At 54.7% G+C, this 16901-nt stretch carries 16 protein-coding genes; 8 read left to right on the top strand and 8 right to left on the bottom strand.

The features are described from left to right. Window positions 1-371: 371 nt before the first annotated feature. The 7 genes from speFL to kdpF all read right to left on the bottom strand — a co-directional run bounded on the left by speFL (window position 372) and on the right by kdpF (window position 8539). Window positions 372-476, bottom strand: coding sequence for a leader peptide SpeFL (gene speFL, locus ACLJNW_RS11375; RefSeq protein WP_015632840.1), 105 nt, complete (start codon window positions 474-476; stop codon window positions 372-374). A gap of 277 nt (window positions 477-753) precedes the next feature. Then, window positions 754-1431, bottom strand: a complete 678-nt coding sequence (gene kdpE / locus ACLJNW_RS11370) for a two-component system response regulator KdpE (protein ID WP_000186053.1) — start codon at window positions 1429-1431, stop codon at window positions 754-756. Beyond that, on the bottom strand, window positions 1428-4112 hold the full coding sequence (gene kdpD, locus ACLJNW_RS11365) for a two-component system sensor histidine kinase KdpD (RefSeq protein WP_023204347.1): 2685 nt from the start codon (window positions 4110-4112) through the stop codon (window positions 1428-1430). The genes kdpE and kdpD overlap by 4 nt, the downstream gene beginning before the upstream one ends. Then, window positions 4109-4693 carry a potassium-transporting ATPase subunit KdpC gene (gene kdpC, locus ACLJNW_RS11360; protein ID WP_000579804.1) on the bottom strand — a complete coding sequence of 195 codons (585 nt, stop codon included), beginning with the start codon at window positions 4691-4693 and terminating at the stop codon, window positions 4109-4111. Before kdpC ends, kdpD begins: the two co-directional genes overlap by 4 nt. Window positions 4694-4701: 8 nt before the next feature. Next, a complete protein-coding gene (gene kdpB / locus ACLJNW_RS11355) occupies window positions 4702-6750 on the bottom strand; it encodes a potassium-transporting ATPase subunit KdpB (RefSeq protein WP_000088026.1) in 2049 nt (682 codons plus the stop codon). A gap of 20 nt (window positions 6751-6770) precedes the next feature. After that, a complete protein-coding gene (gene kdpA, locus ACLJNW_RS11350; protein ID WP_000730078.1) occupies window positions 6771-8450 on the bottom strand; it encodes a potassium-transporting ATPase subunit KdpA in 1680 nt (559 codons plus the stop codon). Then, a complete protein-coding gene (kdpF, locus tag ACLJNW_RS11345) occupies window positions 8450-8539 on the bottom strand; it encodes a K(+)-transporting ATPase subunit F (RefSeq protein ID WP_001670793.1) in 90 nt (29 codons plus the stop codon). The genes kdpA and kdpF overlap by 1 nt, the downstream gene beginning before the upstream one ends. A 336-nt stretch (window positions 8540-8875) precedes the next feature. On the opposite strand from kdpF, the gene ACLJNW_RS11340 reads away from it, so the two are divergent. Both ACLJNW_RS11340 and phrB read left to right on the top strand, forming a co-directional pair. Next, entirely contained in the window at window positions 8876-9082 is a 207-nt protein-coding gene (locus ACLJNW_RS11340) for a YbfA family protein (RefSeq protein ID WP_000401433.1), read from the top strand. Between the two features lie 110 nt (window positions 9083-9192). Next, window positions 9193-10614, top strand: coding sequence for a deoxyribodipyrimidine photo-lyase (gene phrB / locus ACLJNW_RS11335; RefSeq protein ID WP_023204345.1), 1422 nt, complete (start codon window positions 9193-9195; stop codon window positions 10612-10614). A 38-nt stretch (window positions 10615-10652) separates the two neighbouring features. On the opposite strand, the gene ACLJNW_RS11330 is transcribed toward phrB, so the two are convergent. Beyond that, entirely contained in the window at window positions 10653-12134 is a 1482-nt protein-coding gene (locus ACLJNW_RS11330; protein WP_001041123.1) for an MFS transporter, read from the bottom strand. Window positions 12135-12461: 327 nt separating this feature from the next. On the opposite strand from ACLJNW_RS11330, the gene ybgI reads away from it, so the two are divergent. From ybgI to ACLJNW_RS11300, 6 genes are all read left to right on the top strand, one after another. Beyond that, window positions 12462-13205, top strand: a complete 744-nt coding sequence (gene ybgI / locus ACLJNW_RS11325) for a radiation resistance protein YbgI (protein ID WP_000798844.1) — start codon at window positions 12462-12464, stop codon at window positions 13203-13205. A gap of 15 nt (window positions 13206-13220) precedes the next feature. Further along, a complete protein-coding gene (pxpB, locus tag ACLJNW_RS11320; protein WP_001188371.1) occupies window positions 13221-13877 on the top strand; it encodes a 5-oxoprolinase subunit PxpB in 657 nt (218 codons plus the stop codon). Next, window positions 13871-14803, top strand: a complete 933-nt coding sequence (pxpC, locus tag ACLJNW_RS11315; protein WP_023204344.1) for a 5-oxoprolinase subunit PxpC — start codon at window positions 13871-13873, stop codon at window positions 14801-14803. Before pxpB ends, pxpC begins: the two co-directional genes overlap by 7 nt. After that, complete coding sequence (pxpA, locus tag ACLJNW_RS11310) at window positions 14793-15527, top strand: 5-oxoprolinase subunit PxpA (RefSeq protein WP_001017909.1); 735 nt, start codon at window positions 14793-14795, stop codon at window positions 15525-15527. The genes pxpC and pxpA overlap by 11 nt, the downstream gene beginning before the upstream one ends. Window positions 15528-15850: 323 nt before the next feature. Further along, window positions 15851-15982 carry a hypothetical protein gene (locus ACLJNW_RS11305; RefSeq protein WP_001521652.1) on the top strand — a complete coding sequence of 44 codons (132 nt, stop codon included), beginning with the start codon at window positions 15851-15853 and terminating at the stop codon, window positions 15980-15982. Window positions 15983-16041: 59 nt separating this feature from the next. Continuing rightward, on the top strand, window positions 16042-16608 hold the full coding sequence (locus ACLJNW_RS11300) for a tyrosine-type DNA invertase (RefSeq protein ID WP_000824704.1): 567 nt from the start codon (window positions 16042-16044) through the stop codon (window positions 16606-16608). Window positions 16609-16901: the final 293 nt, after the last annotated feature.

Here is a 16901-nt window from a genome sequence, read left to right as displayed (position 1 = left end):
TCTTTATTTCAGGTAATAGCAGGCCCTCAATTTCTCGCATGAGAAACTGATTCTTCCGGAAAAAATCAAAGCTATCCCGCTGATAAAAAAATCAGTAAATTAGCTTTATTTTAGATGTAATAAATCCCAACCCGTCCGGTTGCAGGAAATTCAGGATTTAAGGAGTTGAGTACTACGATATACAGGCAGAAACCGTGATAACTAAAATTGCGCTGAGTCGGAATTTCTTCTGTCAAACCACATAGTTAGCTGGCTGGACGTAAAGGAATTACCGTACTGTCGCTTTTAACAATTCGAGTTATTTAGGCAATAGACCTGAATGACATAAGGGTCGGAAAGACCTGTATGCTGAAGTACCCGTAGCAGAAAAACTACCGGGCATTAAAGAAATGAAAGTCGAAACTATTACGGTGGGCAAACATCATAATATGCGTTGTCCGCCTTATATGGGGCATAAAACGATTATTATTTTCCATTTTGAGGTCCTTTCATTGATTTATTGAAAGCATGGATATTTTATCCAGGAAGCGCCAGCAATCTGTGAACCAGATCAACAAAAAACGATCATTTGAAAAATAATTAGTCGGCGATTATGCATATCGTGCTGTGAAATAACGGATTGTTTCTTAAATGTTAATTATATGTTTTTTATATTCTCCATAAAATATAATATCGCCGCGAAAATAATTATTCGCGACGCCGAAAATAAATGACATAAAAATTAGAAGTTATTTAAAAATAATGAATAGCTATTCACGGCATAAAGCGATAGCCAATTCCGGTTTCGGTAATAAAATGGCGTGGGCGGGTGGGATCTTGTTCCAGTTTCTGGCGTAAATGGCCCATATAGATGCGCAAATAGTGGCTATGCTCCACGGCGTTAGGGCCCCAGACCTGGTTTAATAACTGCCGTTGGGTTAATACCTTGCCGGCATTATTGAGTAATACCGCCAGCAGGCGGAACTCAATGGGCGTCAGATGGATTTCTTCGTCGCCACGGTGGATCAACCGTGCGGCGAGATCGACCGTCACGCCGGAAAAGCGGACGATCGGATCGGCGCAAGGGCTGGCGGCGTGCCGTCGCAGCGCGACACGCAAACGCGCCTGCAACTCGCCAATGCCGAATGGCTTGCTCAGGTAATCATCAGCTCCGGCGTCAAGCGCGGCAATCTTATCGCTTTCTTCGCTGCGGGCGGAAAGGACAATCACCGGTATTGCGCTCCACTGACGCAGGTCGCGAATAAAATCGATTCCGTCGCCGTCCGGCAGGCCGAGATCGAGAATAATCAGATCGGGCTTTCGCGTGGCGGCTTCCAGTAAACCACGTTGTAATGTTTCAGCTTCATACACGCGCAGGCCGTCGCCCTCCAGCGCAGCGCGCAGAAAGCGGCGGATGGCCTGTTCATCTTCAACAATCAGAACGTTTGTCACATATCCTCATGAAAATCATCAAGTTCAGGTGGCTTTCCTTGCGGCAGCGTCACACGGAAACAGGCGCCGCCCTGCGGTCGATTATAGGCGGTAAGCGTGCCGCCGTGTACCTCTACGATAGCATGGCAAATCGCCAGCCCCAGCCCCACGCCGGGGACGGCGGACTCTTTGTTGCCGCGGGCGAACTTATCGAAAATCTTCTGTTCTTGCCCCGCAGGAATACCCGGCCCGTTATCCCAGACATCCAGTTGTAAACGATCGTCCTTAACCGCAGCATCAATGCCGATACTGGCCTGCGGCCCGGCGTACTTAACGGCGTTTTCCAGCAAGTTGATCAGGACGCGCTCAAATAAGGGGCCATCGACATGGATAAGCGTTAACTGTTGCGGCAGCGACAATGTAATCGGATGCAATAAACCCGGCTCTAACATCTGTAACGCGCTACCGACGACCTCTTCCAGCGTCAGCCACTCTTTTCTAAGATTAAACCCGCCGGACTGAATACGCGCCATATCCAGCAAATTATTCACCAGCCGGGTGGTGTTGAGAATATGCTGGCGGATTTCACTGGCCTGACGCGCGTGGGGCGATCCTGCGCTGGCTAAATCCAGCGTCAAAATTTCCGCCTGGCCGAACAATACCGTCAGTGGCGTGCGTAAATCATGCGACAGCGCCGCCAGCAGAGCGTTGCGAATACTTTCTCGCTCGCTGGCGAGACGCGCCTGTTCTTCGCTGGCGGTCAGCGTCAGTCGTTCCAGCGCGTTGGCGACAAGCAGAGTGAATGTTTCCAGCAGGCGTTGCTGCTCCGGCACCATTAACTGACGCAAATTACCCGGTTCGACGATAGCCAGACCGTACGTTTTATCGGCGCTTTTCAGCGGCAGGATTTGATAAGGTACGCCAGGGAGGGTATCGGTGCCTGCGCCGGCAGGCTGGCCTTTATCAAAACTCCAGCGCGCAATTGCGTCGTCCCACGGCGTCATGCCTTGCTGGTGGGTGAGAGGCAGCAACTTACCGTTAGTATCAGGTAATAAAATTTGGCTGCGCGCCTGAAACGTCGAGGCGATAAACCGCTCGCTGGTCGCGGCGATATCATGTTCGCTACGCCCGACGGCCAGCGCTTTAGACATTTCATATAAATGGCGGGTACGCTGTTCCCGATAACGGGCGACGCGCGCCTGATAGCGCACCCCGGCAGTAAGATTGCCAATCACCAGACCAACCGTCAGCATCACGGCAAAGGTCAGCAAATACTGCACGTCCGAAACGGCGAGCGTACCGCGTGGCGCGATAAAAAAGAGATCGAAACTCGCCACGTTAATCACCGTCGCCACCACCGACGGCCAGCGTCCGTAAAGCAGCGCAATCACCACTACGCCCAGCAAATAGAGCATCACCAGATTGGCGGCGTCAAAGGTGACAAGCCACTGCATAGCGATAAGCGTGGTGATGGCGCAAAGCGCTACGGCGACCAGACAGCCCTGAATCTGCCCACGCCATTTCTCTTTAAAAGGTCGGTTATCAGGCGTTTGCGCCAACGCGCGGGCAGGCGGCTCTTCCAGCGCGACGATCACCTGATCGAGATCCGGCGCGCGCCTGGCAAGACGGTCGGCGAAAGCGTCACGTCGCCACCAGCGTCGCGACGCCGGGCGGCCCATGACGATTTTCCCCAGATTATGCTCGCGGGCATAGCGCACGACCGCTTTCTCTTCGGCGGGATCGGACAGGGTGGCGGTTTCCGCGCCAAGCTCCTGCGCCAGGCGCAGCGCGCTTAAAATAGCCCGCCGTTGTTTTTCCGGTAAGCGGTGTAACGTTGGCGTTTCGACATAGACGGCGTGCCAGACGCTGCCAAGCCGGGAGGCCAGACGCGCCGCGGTACGCACCAGTTTTTCGCTGCCGGTGTTATGCCCGATACACAGCAAAATCGCATCGCGGGTATGCCATACTTTTTCTTCGCCCGGATGCGCGCGCCAGGCGCGCATCTGATCGTCCACGCGATCGGCTGTCCGGCGTAACGCCAGCTCGCGGAGGGCGATCAGATTGCCCTTGCGGAAAAAATGTTCAATAGCGCGTTCCGCCTGGCCGGCGATATACACTTTACCTTCGTTGAGCCGTTGGCGCAGATCGTCGGGCGGCAGATCGACCAGTACGACTTCATCAGCGGCATCAAAAAAGGGATCGGGGACGGTTTCGCGCACCTGAATTCCCGTGACGCCGCTCACCACATCATTCAGACTTTCCAGATGTTGTACGTTCACGGTGGTGAAAACGTCGATTCCCGCTTCCAGCAGCTCTTCAATATCCTGCCAGCGCTTAGGATGGCGTGAGCCAGGCGCGTTACTGTGCGCCAGCTCATCCATTAAAATCAGCGCCGGACGCCGGGCGAGGGCGGCATCCAGGTCAAATTCGCGGATTTGCCGCCCCCGGTGCGAGTGACGTTTTGGCGGCAGAATGGTCAGCCCGTCAAGTAGTGCGGCGGTCTCTTTACGGCCATGCGTCTCTACCACGCCGATCACCACATCCAGCCCCTGCGCTCGCAGCCGCTGCGCTTGCGCCAGCATCGCCCAGGTTTTTCCGACACCTGCGCAGGCGCCGAAGAAAATTTTCAACTTCCCCCGGTGGGGCGGGGGCGTTTGTTCCAACAAGCGATCCGGATCAGGACGCAAGGGTTCGTCGTTCATTTCGCTCTGTGTCCCTGTAGCGCATCCAGCGCCAGATTAAGCTCAACAATATTCACCACCGGTTGCCCAAGAAAGCGCGCCAGCGGCCTGTGCGTATATTCTGCAACCAGTTGCGCGACCTGTTCAACGGGAAGCTGGCGAGCCGCCGCTACGCGGGGGATTTGCCATGCCGCGGCGCCGGGCGTCAGATTATTATCCAGCCCGCTTGCCGAGGCCGTCGCCAGCTCAACCGGAACCGCGGAACTCGCCTGGGGGTTAGCGGCGCGTAGCGCGGCGACGCGGGCCTGTATTTGCGCATCCAGTTCGGGATTGCTGGCGGCCAGGTTGCTTCCGCCCGACGCCAGTGGATTATAAGGCGTATCGGCGGTGGCGGAGGGCCGGCCATGAAAATAGCCCGCGGCGGTAAACGATTGTCCGATAAGCGCTGAGCCGCGTATCACATTGTCTTTATGAATCAGCGAGCCATTAGCCTGCCAGGGAAACCACCACTGCCCCAGCGCCGTGGTCAGAAGCGGATACACGCCGCCAGTCAATAACAGCAGAAATAACATTGTCGAAAAAGCAGGACGTAAACCGATCATCATACACCTCACGCCAGACCCAGCAGGGTCAGCAGCACATCAATCACTTTGATGCCAATAAACGGCACCACCAGACCACCCAGACCATAGATCCATAAATTACGGCGCAGCATGGCCGATGCGGAAAGCGGCTTATAACTCACGCCTTTTAATGCCAGCGGGATCAGAAAAATAATAATCAGGGCGTTAAAGATTACCGCGCTCAGAATGGCGGAGTTCGGCGAATGCAGCCCCATCACGTTGAGCGCGTTTAGCTGCGGATAGGTAGCGGCAAACGCGGCGGGAATAATGGCGAAATATTTCGCTACATCATTCGCGATACTGAAGGTGGTGAGCGAGCCGCGCGTCATCAGCATCTGCTTACCGATATGCACCACTTCAATCAACTTGGTTGGGTTAGAGTCCAGATCCACCATATTACCGGCTTCTTTCGCCGCCTGGGTGCCGGAGTTCATCGCCACCGCGACGTCAGCCTGCGCCAGCGCCGGGGCATCGTTAGTGCCGTCGCCGGTCATGGCGACCAGCCGTCCTTCCGCCTGATATTGGCGGATCAGCGCCAGCTTGGCTTCCGGCGTGGCTTCGGCAAGAAAATCGTCCACACCGGCCTCGGCGGCAATCGCTGCCGCCGTCAGGCGGTTATCGCCAGTGATCATCACCGTTTTAATGCCCATCTTTCGTAGCTGGGCGAAACGTTCTTTAATGCCGCCTTTAACGATATCCTTGAGGGCGATAACACCCAGTACGCGCGCGCCTTCCACTACCACCAGCGGCGTCGCGCCCAGACGCGCCACGTTCTCGACGTTTTGCTCGACATCGGCGGGAAAATGGCCGCCATTGCTCTCGACATGACGCCGAATCGCGTCCACCGAGCCTTTACGGATCATCCGGTTATCGATATTAATCCCGCTCATACGGCTTTGTGCGGTAAACGGAACAAAGGTGGCATGAAGCGACTGCACATCGCGTTCACGCAGGTTAAAGCGCTGTTTGGCGAGGATCACAATGCTGCGACCTTCCGGCGTTTCGTCGGCCAGCGAAGCGAGCTGCGCGGCGTCAGCCAGCGTGCGTTCGTCCACCCCTCGGGCGGGTATAAAATCGGACGCCTGGCGGTTGCCGAGCGTGATAGTGCCGGTTTTATCCAGCAGCAGCACGTCGACATCGCCCGCGGCTTCTACGGCGCGGCCGCTGGTGGCGATGACGTTCGCGCCCAACATTCGGCTCATTCCGGCTACGCCAATGGCGGAGAGTAGCCCGCCGATGGTGGTGGGGATCAGGCACACCAGCAACGCCACCAACACGGTGACGCTGACCGCGTTACCGCCCCAGGCGGAGAAGGGCCACAGGGTGGCGGTCGCCAGTAAAAAGACAATGGTCAGGGCGATGAGCAAAATCGTCAGGGCAATCTCGTTAGGCGTTTTCCGCCGCTGCGCGCCTTCCACCATCGCGATCATCCGGTCAAGAAAGGTTTCGCCAGGATTGACGCTACAGGCAATCACCAGCCAGTCGGAAAGAATTCGCGTGCCGCCGGTGACAGAGGCGAAATCGCCGCCGGACTCGCGGATCACGGGCGCGGATTCGCCGGTAATCGCACTTTCATCCACCGAGGCGCCGCCTTCGATGACCTCGCCGTCGCAGGGAATAATATCGCCCGCTTTGACCAGGACAATGTCGCCTTTTCGCAGTTCAGCGGCGGGCACGTTATCGGCCTGCGCATCATGGCGCGGGGCGCGCAGGCGGCGAGCGAACGCGGTCTTTTTCACTCCTTTCAGACTGTTTGCCTGGGCTTTGCTGCGGCCTTCCGCCAGCGCTTCGGCAAAATTGGCGAACAGTACGGTGAACCATAACCACAGACTGATAATCCCTGTAAACAGGGCGCTTCCCGCTATTTGTCCTGTTACCATAGCGAGCGTTAACAGAGTGGTTAGCACGCTGCCGGCCCAGACCACAAACATCACCGGGTTACGCCACTGGGCGCGTGGGCTTAATTTTTTTACGGCATCCGTTAGCGCCTGTACGAGTAAAACAGGTTCAAACAGCGCCAGTTGCTTGCGACTCATATCAATGTACTCCACATCGCTCAAGGTAAAGAGAAATGTTCCGCTACCGGGCCAAGCGCCAGGGCAGGAATAAACGTCAGCGCGCCGACCAGCAGTACCGTGCCGATGAGCAGTCCAATAAATAGCGCGCCGTGGGTCGCCAGCGTTCCCTGACTGGCCGGCTGTACTTTTTTACTGACCAGCGATCCGGCGATGGCCATGACAGGAATAATCACGCCGAAACGTCCGACGAACATGCAGAACGCCAGCAAACAGTTCCAGAAAGGCGAGTTAGCGCTCAGACCCGCAAAGGCGCTACCGTTGTTGTTGGCGGCAGAGGAGACGGCATATAGCACTTCGCTAAAACCGTGCGGGCCAGGGTTCAGCATTGCGCTGCGTCCGGCATCCGTCATCATCGCCAGCGCCGAACCCAACAAGACCAGCATCGGCGTGACCAGAATCGCCAGCGCGGTCATTTTCATTTCGCGCACGTCGATTTTTTTCCCCAGATACTCCGGCGTGCGACCGATCATCAGCCCCGCGATAAACACCGCCAGCAGGACAAACAGCAACATGCCGTACAGGCCTGAACCGACGCCGCCAAAGACCACTTCGCCAATTTGCATCAGCCACATCGGCACCATACCGCCCAGAGCGGTAAACGAGTCGTGCATGGCATTTACCGCCCCGCAGGACGCCGCGGTCGTGACGACGGCAAACAGGCTGCTGGCCAGCACGCCAAAGCGTGTTTCTTTACCCTCCATGTTGACGCTACTGTCCGCGCCTGCCGCCAACAGATGTGGATTTCCCTGAACTTCCGCCCACATCACTACCGCTACGCAGACCACAAAAATGAATGACATTGCCCACAGTAGCGCGCGTCCCTGACGGCGATCGCCCGCCGCTTCGCCAAAGGCAAAACAGAGCGCGGCTGGAATCAAAAATATCGCCAGCATCTGCGCCAGATTAGTGAGCGCGGTGGGGTTTTCGAACGGATGCGAAGAGTTGGCGTTAAAGAAACCGCCGCCGTTGGTGCCAAGCATTTTGATCGCCTCCTGCGAAGCAACCGGCCCCATCGGCAAGAGTTGTTTAGCGCCTTCAAGGGTGGTGATGGGCTGATAAGCCGACAGGTTTTGCGGTACGCCTTGTTGGATAAAAAACAGCGCGATAATTAACGCGACAGGAAATAATATCCATAGCGTAATGCGTACCAGATCCTGCCAGGCATTACCCAGCGTGTGCACATTCTGGCGCGTAAAGGCGCGGATAAGCGCAAAAACCACCGCAATCCCGGTTGCCGCCGACAGGAAATTTTGCACCGTCAGCCCGGCCATCTGGCTAAAGTAGCTCAGCGTGCTTTCGCCGCTGTAGGCTTGCCAGTTGGTATTGGTGACAAAGCTGACGGCGGTATTCAGCGCCAGATCCCAGGACAGCCCCGGTAGCCGCTGCGGATTTAAGGGCAGCCACTCCTGCCAGAACAACAGGCAAAACAGGATGCCCAGTCCCAGCAGATTGAGCGTCAGTAGCGCCAGTAAATACTGACGCCAGTTCATTTCGTGGTCGGTAATGCCAAGAGTCCGCCAGAGGATACGCTCAACGCCAGCCACGCCCGGCAACGGAACGGCGGCGATGAGCCTTGCCAGGCCCGAACCCAACGGTTTCGCCAGTACCAATAAAATCAGTAAAAAACTGGCGATCAGTAAAAATCCTTGCGCGGCCATCAGAACGCCTCCGCATTAATCAGGGCATAGACCAGATAACCTAAAAGTAAGAAAACCAGCACGATGCCGGTTATCACGCCTGCACTCACAGAGCACCTCCAGTGGCATTGTTTTACTCCTGAGAAAGGTAATTTTTTGGCTGCAAAGATTTCGCAAAAATTGGCGGGCGGAGTGTAAAAAAAGTATAAAAATGGCAAAGACCATTATTTAACTAATGGTTAGTATTAATTTAACCTTTTTGTAACTAATTTACGCTTTGAATGTAAATCTGCTGGAAAAGCGTGAAAATAAGTGGTCGGATGAGTAGTAAAATTACACCGAAAGCGGTACTATTTTAATCAGGTAACGAGGTTCAATTTTTCGGTGCTATTCACCGATTCAATCTATACCGGGGCGGATAGCGTCGGTATAAAGGGGGGAAACGTATGGAACACTATAAAGACTATCCGGCGCATGTCATTTTTGCCCGTCGTGCTTTCGCGGTGATCGCAGGCGTGCTGGCGTTGCCGGTGATGCTCTTCTGGAAAGACCGCGCGCGTTTTTATAGTTATCTGCACCGTGTCTGGTCGAAAACCAGTGATAAACCGGTATGGATGGCGCAGGCTGAAAAAGCCACCTGCGACTTTTATTAATCGCGACCAGCCTGAAAAACCGTCAGCTGCCACGCTGGCGGTTTTTTTATGCGCCAGGGTCTACACTGTTTAACGCTATTCGCCGTGACGTTTCATCTTTCAGGAGTTGTATGCCCACCCATTTAGTCTGGTTCAGGCGCGATCTGCGTTTACAGGATAACCTTGCGCTGGCCGCCGCCTGCCGCGATGCATCCGCGCGGGTGCTGGCGCTTTATATTTCCACCCCCGCGCAGTGGCAGGCCCATGATATGGCGCCGCGGCAGGCGGCATTCATCAGCGCGCAGCTCAATGCGCTACAGGCGGCCCTTGCAGAGAAAGGCATTCCGCTGCTGTTTCATGAAGTGGCGGATTTTAACGCCAGTATTGAAACGGTCAAAAACGTTTGCCGACAGCATGACGTCAGCCATCTGTTTTATAACTATCAGTATGAGTTTAACGAGCGTCAGCGTGATGCGGCGGTGGAAAAAATGCTGCCCTCTGTCATCTGCGAAGGCTTTGACGATAGCGTGATTCTGGCGCCCGGCGCGGTGATGACCGGCAATCATGAAATGTATAAAGTTTTTACGCCGTTTAAAAATGCCTGGTTGAAACGGCTAAAAGAAGATATCCCGCCGTGCGTTCCGGCCCCGAAGATCCGGGTGAGCGGCGCGCTTTCTACACCCTTAACGCCAGTCTCGCTTAACTACCCGCAACAGGCGTTTGACGCCGAGCTTTTCCCGGTGGAAGAAAACGCGGTCATCGCGCAGCTACGTCAGTTTTGCGCGCAGGGCGCAGACGAGTACGCGTTACGGCGCGATTTCCCTGCGGTTGACGGCACCAGTCGGCTTTCCGCCAGCCTGGCGACGGGCGGCCTGTCGCCGCGACAGTGCCTGCACCGATTACTGGCGGAGCAGCCGCAGGCGCTGGACGGCGGGCCGGGAAGCGTCTGGTTGAATGAGCTCATCTGGCGGGAATTTTACCGTCATTTAATGACCTGGTATCCGGCATTATGCAAACACCAGCCGTTTATCCGCTGGACAAAACGCGTCGCGTGGCAGGAAAACCCGCACTATTTTCAGGCATGGCAGAAAGGCGAAACCGGTTATCCCATTGTCGATGCGGCGATGCGCCAGCTTAATGCGACGGGCTGGATGCATAACCGTTTACGCATGATTACCGCCAGCTTTCTGGTAAAAGATCTGTTGATTGACTGGCGGTTGGGGGAGCGCTATTTCATGTCGCAGCTTATTGACGGCGATCTTGCCGCCAATAATGGCGGCTGGCAGTGGGCCGCCTCAACCGGTACTGACGCCGCGCCTTATTTTCGTATTTTTAATCCCACGACTCAGGGAGAGAGGTTCGATCGCGACGGCGAATTTATCCGCCAGTGGCTACCGGCATTACGCGATATCCCTGGAAAAGCGATTCACGAGCCGTGGCGGTGGGCGGAAAAAGCGGGAGTCGTGCTTGATTATCCTCGGCCTATTATGGAGCACAAACAGGCGAGAATCGCAACGCTTTCCGCCTATGAGGCGGCGAGAAAAGGGGCGTGATACAGGCCCGGTAGCGCAAACTACCGGGCCTTCTGCTATCAGGATTCGACGGCCAGCGCGCGGCTTTTGAATTTGAAGGACTGATACAGCCAAATCAGCAGGACAACCCCTACGCAGGCTAACGCGCCCCAGGTGATCTGTTCAAAAACATCCACATAGGCGTTGATGGCGTAATTAACCGCGCCGCTGGCGTCGAAGGCGCTTTGCGAGGTCTGGTCAGCGATGACGCCTGCCAGATAGTTAGCTATCGCGCCGGACAGCAGCATATAAATTCCGGTTAATACGCCGGTGACGCCGGGGATATCAATGCGCGTAATTTGCGACATGGCGACCGGGTCGATAAACAGCTCGGCAAAGCCCATTACCGCCAGTCCCAGCACCATTAGCGGCATTGAAGAGTGTCCGTAAGCGGCGGACCAGCGTGCGCTCAGGGTCAGAATACAGAATCCGGCGCTCATCAGACCGAGACCCAGCGCGAATTTGCCCCAGATACGCACGGTGCGATTACCGCTTACGCTCTCTTTAACCAGCCAGGCCAGGACGACCCCACACAGCATCACGGCAAAGGCGTTCACCGACTGGAACATGGCGGTAGGAACGGAATAGCCCAGAATATCGCGGTTCACAAAGCGGTCGATATACAGGCTGATAGAACTGCCGCCCTGCTGGGCAAACGCCCAGAACAGCATACTGAACAGGGTCAGGGTGACAATCAGCCCCAGTTCTTTGCGCTGTTTGGCCGTTTGCGCCTGACGATAAATTTTTGCTAGCACGACCAGGCCGATCGCGGTCGCCACGATTAAGGCATAGACAGACCATTCTTTCCAGAACAGAACGGTAATCAGCAACGGCGCCGCTACCAGCAAAATTAACAGCCAGCCCCAGTTCGGCAGCAGGTAGTTTCTGGCGCACAACACGGCTTTATTAACGCCGGTGGTGTGGGTGAAATGACGATTTCCACACAGGAAGATCACTAACCCCGCAAGCATACCAATGGCAGCGAGCGCAAAGCCCATCGCCCAACTGTACTCCTCTTGCACATAGCCGCAGGCGATAGGCGCCACGATCGAACCAATATTGCCCGCTGCGTAAAGCAGCGAGAACCCGCCGTCGCGGCGCGGATCTTCCGGCTGGTACAGTTCGCCCAGCAGGCAGCTAATATTCGATTTAAACAGGCCGTAGCCGCAGACAATGATCGCCAGCGACAGATAAAGGAATGTCGGCGCGATCTCACTGGCGCCCAGCACTAAATGACCTATAGCCATTAAAAATGCGCCCAGCATGACTGCCATTCGGTTGCCAAGCACCTTATCCGCCAGATAGCCGCCAAGAATCGGCGTTACGTAGACCAGCGAACAATAAGCGCTGAATAACTCATAGGCGTGGTTATCGTCGTATTTTAGCTGATTGGTGAGATAAAGAATCAGTAGGGCGCGCATACCATAAAAGCTGAAGTACTCCCAAATTTGCAGGGCGACAACGTAGTAAATAGCGCGGGGTTGAGATGCTTGTTTATTCATCGTATTTCCGGGATAGAGGCGCTGCGGCAAGAAAGCGGCATTCTCAGATAATGCCTTTCTTTGTGGGCTTATTAAGCCTGCCGTATCGCCGTGTTTCCTTAAAGTTACCAACATGATACAGAACTGATTTTTTCTGCAATATGCGTTCTGATTGCATAAATATACATGAAACCGATCGTGTTTTGCTAAGTAATTTGCGCCAAACCCGGGGGGATTGTTTCTTGATGTGTCAAACAAATGTTTATCGACGAACGGCTAACGGGAGGCTATGTTAACGGAGGCTGAACCCGTAACGGGAAAGTAGAACGTGGGTTAAAGGGAGCGATGATGAAAAACACCGAGCTGGAACAACTGATTAACGACAAGCTGAACAGTGCGGCAATAAGCGATTATGCGCCGAATGGTTTACAGGTCGAAGGAAAAGAGACGGTACAGAAAATCGTTACCGGCGTGACCGCAAGTCAGGCGCTGCTCGATGAGGCGGTGCGTTTGCAGGCCGATGCGGTCATTGTTCATCATGGTTACTTCTGGAAAGGCGAGTCTCCGGTTATTCGCGGTATGAAACGCCGTCGCTTAAAAACGTTACTGGCAAATGATATTAACCTTTACGGTTGGCATCTGCCGCTGGATGCGCACCCTGAGCTGGGCAACAATGCGCAGTTGGCGGCGCTATTAGGCATTACCGTGAAAGGAGAAATTGAGCCGCTGGTGCCGTGGGGAGAGCTCTCAATGCCGGTGCCGGGGCTGGAACTGGCCTCATGGATTGAAGCGCGTCTGGGGCGTAAACCGCTATGGTGCGGCGATACCGGGCCAGAGAATGTGCAGCGTGTCGCCTGGTGTACCGGCGGCGGGCAAAGTTTTATTGATAGCGCCGCCCGCTTCGGCGTGGATGCTTTCATTACCGGCGAGGTGTCTGAACAGACCATTCATTCCGCGCGCGAACAGGGGCTGCATTTTTATGCCGCCGGGCACCATGCCACTGAACGCGGCGGTATTCGCGCCCTGAGCGAATGGTTGAACGAAAACACAGCGTTGGATGTGACGTTTATTGATATCCCTAACCCGGCATAACTGAGAGGTAATAAAGTGCAGCGAGCGCGTTGTTATCTGTTAGGCGAAACGGCGGTCGTCCTGGAACTTGAACCGCCGATTACGCTGGCGAGCCAGAAACGCATCTGGCGTCTGACGCAGCGTCTGGTCGATATGCCGAACGTGGTGGAAGCCATTCCCGGGATGAACAATATCACCGTGATCTTGCGGGAACCGCAAACCCTGGCGCTGGATGCGATTGAGCGTCTGCAGCGCTGGTGGGAAGAGAGCGAGGCGCTGGAGCCGGACTCGCGTTCGGTTGAGATCCCGGTGATCTATGGCGGCGCAGGCGGGCCGGATCTGGCGGCGGTGGCACGGCACAGCGGTTTGAGTGAAAAGCAGGTCGTGGAGCTACATGCCTCCGTTGAGTATGTCGTCTGGTTTTTAGGCTTTCAGCCCGGCTTTCCCTATCTTGGGAATTTACCAGAACCGCTCCATATGCCCAGACGCGCGGAGCCGCGCCTGCAGGTTCCGGCCGGTTCTGTCGGCATCGGTGGCGCGCAGACGGGTATTTATCCATTATCCACGCCGGGCGGCTGGCAGCTGATCGGCCTCACGCCGTTGAAGTTATTCGATCCGATGCGGGAGCCCCCGGTTCTGCTACGCCCTGGCGACAGCGTACGCTTTGTGCCGCAAAAGGAGGGAATATGCTGAATATTATTCGCGCGGGGATTTACACCTCCGTGCAGGATAGCGGGCGTCACGGCTTTCGTCAGTCGGGGCTGAGTCACTGCGGTGCGCTGGATAAACCCGCCTTTCAGACCGCTAATCTCCTGGTCGGGAACGATGCGAATGCCCCGGCGCTGGAAATCACTCTCGGTCAACTGGTTGTCGAATTTGAAAATGAGACCTGGTTCGCTCTTACCGGCGCAGGCTGCGAGGCGCAGTTGGATGATCAACCGGTCTGGACCGGCTGGCGATTGCCGGTAAAAGCGGGTCAGCGTCTTACGCTGCATCGACCGCTTCACGGGATGCGTAGCTATCTGGCGGTGGCGGGCGGTATTGCTGTGCCGGAGGTGATGGGATCGTGTAGTACCGATCTGAAGTCCGGCATCGGTGGGCTGGAAGGACGGCTGCTAAAAGATGGCGATCGGCTGGCGACGGGTAAACCACCGCGACAGTTTAGCGGGCCGCAGGGCGTGAAGCAGTTACTGTGGGGGAATCGCATCCGTGCGCTACCGGGGCCGGAATACCGTGAGTTCGATCGCGCCTCGCAAGAAGCGTTCTGGCGTTCGCCATGGCAGCTCAGTCCGCAAAGTAATCGCATGGGCTATCGTTTGCAGGGACAATCGTTAACGCGGACAACGGATCGCGAACTGCTGTCGCACGGTTTGCTGCCCGGTGTCGTGCAGGTGCCTTACAACGGCCAACCTATTGTGCTAATGAATGATGCCCAGACAACTGGCGGCTATCCGCGCATTGCCTGCATCATCGAGTCAGATATGTACCATCTGGCGCAGATCCCGCTAGGACAACCGATCCATTTTGTGCAATGTTCGCTGGAGGAGGCGCTCAACGCGCGCCGCGAGCGTCGGCGCTATCTGGAACAGCTTACCTGGCGACTTCAGCATGAACATTGATTTAAATGCGGATTTGGGCGAAGGTTGCGCCAGCGACAGCGAATTATTAACGCTGGTCTCCTCCGCCAATATCGCCTGTGGTTTTCACGCCGGTGATGCGCAAACCATGCTGACCTGCGTGCGCGAGGCGCTGAAAAACGGCGTGGCGATCGGCGCGCATCCCAGCTTTCCGGATCGGGATAATTTTGGGCGGACGGCGATGGTTTTGCCGCCGGAAACGGTATACGCCCAGACGCTGTACCAAATCGGCGCGCTGGGGGCGATTGTCCAGGCGCAAGGCGGCGTGATGCGCCATGTCAAACCGCACGGTATGCTCTATAACCAGGCGGCGAAAGATCCCCATCTGGCACAGGCGATTGCGAAAGCGGTACACGACTATGATCCGTCACTGATACTGGTTGGACTGGCGGGAAGTGAGCTGATCCGGGCCGGTGAACGCCATCGCCTGGTGACGCGGCAGGAGGTGTTTGCCGATCGCGGCTATCAGGCCGACGGTAGCCTGGTGCCGCGCATGCAACCTGGCGCGCTGATTCACGACGAAGAGCAGGCGCTGGCGCAAACGCTGGATATGGTACAAGCCGGGAGAGTGAAAAGCGTTACTGGCGTGTGGACGACTGTCACGGCGCAAACGGTGTGCATTCATGGCGACGGCGAGTATGCGCTTGCATTCGCTCGCAGGTTACGCGCCGCGTTCAATGCGCGTAATATACACGTTATTGCCTGAGAGCCCGACGATTGAAGCTATTATATTACGGCTGCTAAAAATTATCGTGTTCTGTTCTCTTAATGTCAGGAAGAGGGATTTATTCAATACTATATAAATCCCCTTATAATATATTATTTTAAAAATAACCAAGTGATGCTGTAATAGCCAGTATGATGAGCTTATTGCTGTTAGCAGCAGAGTTTTTGAAAATCACTATGATATTGTTAGCTATCGCCATCTAATCAAACCTCCGGGGCGGGTAAACTACCTGACTCTCTATTACCCCTTTCTGATTGATTTACCTCACGATAGCCTCATTTTTAGCATTTATATTCCTCGTCATGACAACTTATCAGGAGATTGAAGCCAGATTGATTCGCTGTTTCACTATCACGTCATGGATAGCGTGCCAGATTGCCAGCTATATGGATTTTAAGCTGTTTACGCATAGCAACTTTTTTAGCGAAAATTAAACTCATCTGATCAGTGATTTTTTAGTATATTACTCATTTTGTTATGATGGATTTGTTTTGTGAAAAGAAAATATCTTACGCAAGAAGAGATTGAAAAACTGCTGTCAGCGACCGACAGAATGCCCTTCCCGGAAAGAAACCGCTGCTTAATCCTGATGGCGTTTATTCACGGCTTCCGGGCCAGTGAGCTGCTGGGGCTGCGCTTGTCGGATATTGATCTTGCAGGAAGACAGCTTTATATCCGGCGCCTCAAAAATGGCTTTTCAACGTGTCACCCCCTCCTTCCCGATGAGTATAACGTACTGAAAAGCTGGCTCAGGGCCAGGAAGTATCTTGAGAAAGGGGCTGACGGAGACTGGCTGTTCCTGTCGCTACGACGGCATCCGCTCAGCAGGCAACAATTTTTTTACATACTTCGTGAGGCAGGGCGGTTGGCCGAATTAACGATAGCGCCACATCCTCATATGCTGCGACATGCCTGCGGCTACGCCCTTGCTGATAAAGGGATTGATACACGACTCATACAGGACTATCTGGGGCACAGGAATATCCAGCACACCGTAAGATACACCGCAAGTAACGCCGGGCGTTTTCATGGAATATGGCGAAAAAAACGTCGAGTATAACCGTACGTTCTGATTCAAAAAGTTAAGTCCGCTTCGCGCTTTCATCATCCTCTCAGATTTACCCCTTCCACACAAGAGTCATACAATCGTAATCTATTGCTTATTAAGGAGTTATCCATATAACAATAAAAAAACTAAGGGAAAATTTACCTGGTCCAACCAGCACTATGCTGTATCCATTTTTGTCCTGCCTGCACAAAATGTTAATTTTAAGTGTTAAAAAAACGTATTAAATAATACTTAATGCTGATTAATTATCATATCAAAGAATTAAATCCTTTATTTTACCTTTT

It is taken from the genome of Salmonella sp. SAL4457 (genome assembly GCF_046548235.1).
Lineage (GTDB): Bacteria > Pseudomonadota > Gammaproteobacteria > Enterobacterales > Enterobacteriaceae > Salmonella > Salmonella enterica.
The sequence above is the reverse complement of the archived record's forward strand: the minus strand, read 5'-3'. Positions and strand labels throughout refer to the sequence as shown.

Excerpts from the sequence above, each read along its gene's own strand:
- phrB (WP_023204345.1), top strand. The coding sequence starts at position 9,193 with ATGCCCACCCATTTAGTCTGGTTCAGGCGCGATCTGCGTTTACAGGAT.
- ybgI (WP_000798844.1), top strand. The coding sequence starts at position 12,462 with ATGAAAAACACCGAGCTGGAACAACTGATTAACGACAAGCTGAACAGT.
- ACLJNW_RS11330 (WP_001041123.1), bottom strand. The coding sequence starts at position 12,134 with ATGAATAAACAAGCATCTCAACCCCGCGCTATTTACTACGTTGTCGCC.
- ACLJNW_RS11305 (WP_001521652.1), top strand. The coding sequence starts at position 15,851 with ATGACAACTTATCAGGAGATTGAAGCCAGATTGATTCGCTGTTTCACT.
- pxpC (WP_023204344.1), top strand. The coding sequence starts at position 13,871 with ATGCTGAATATTATTCGCGCGGGGATTTACACCTCCGTGCAGGATAGC.
- kdpD (WP_023204347.1), bottom strand. The coding sequence starts at position 4,112 with ATGAACGACGAACCCTTGCGTCCTGATCCGGATCGCTTGTTGGAACAA.
- kdpC (WP_000579804.1), bottom strand. The coding sequence starts at position 4,693 with ATGATCGGTTTACGTCCTGCTTTTTCGACAATGTTATTTCTGCTGTTA.
- ACLJNW_RS11340 (WP_000401433.1), top strand. The coding sequence starts at position 8,876 with ATGGAACACTATAAAGACTATCCGGCGCATGTCATTTTTGCCCGTCGT.
- kdpA (WP_000730078.1), bottom strand. The coding sequence starts at position 8,450 with ATGGCCGCGCAAGGATTTTTACTGATCGCCAGTTTTTTACTGATTTTA.
- speFL (WP_015632840.1), bottom strand. The coding sequence starts at position 476 with ATGGAAAATAATAATCGTTTTATGCCCCATATAAGGCGGACAACGCAT.
- kdpB (WP_000088026.1), bottom strand. The coding sequence starts at position 6,750 with ATGAGTCGCAAGCAACTGGCGCTGTTTGAACCTGTTTTACTCGTACAG.
- pxpA (WP_001017909.1), top strand. The coding sequence starts at position 14,793 with ATGAACATTGATTTAAATGCGGATTTGGGCGAAGGTTGCGCCAGCGAC.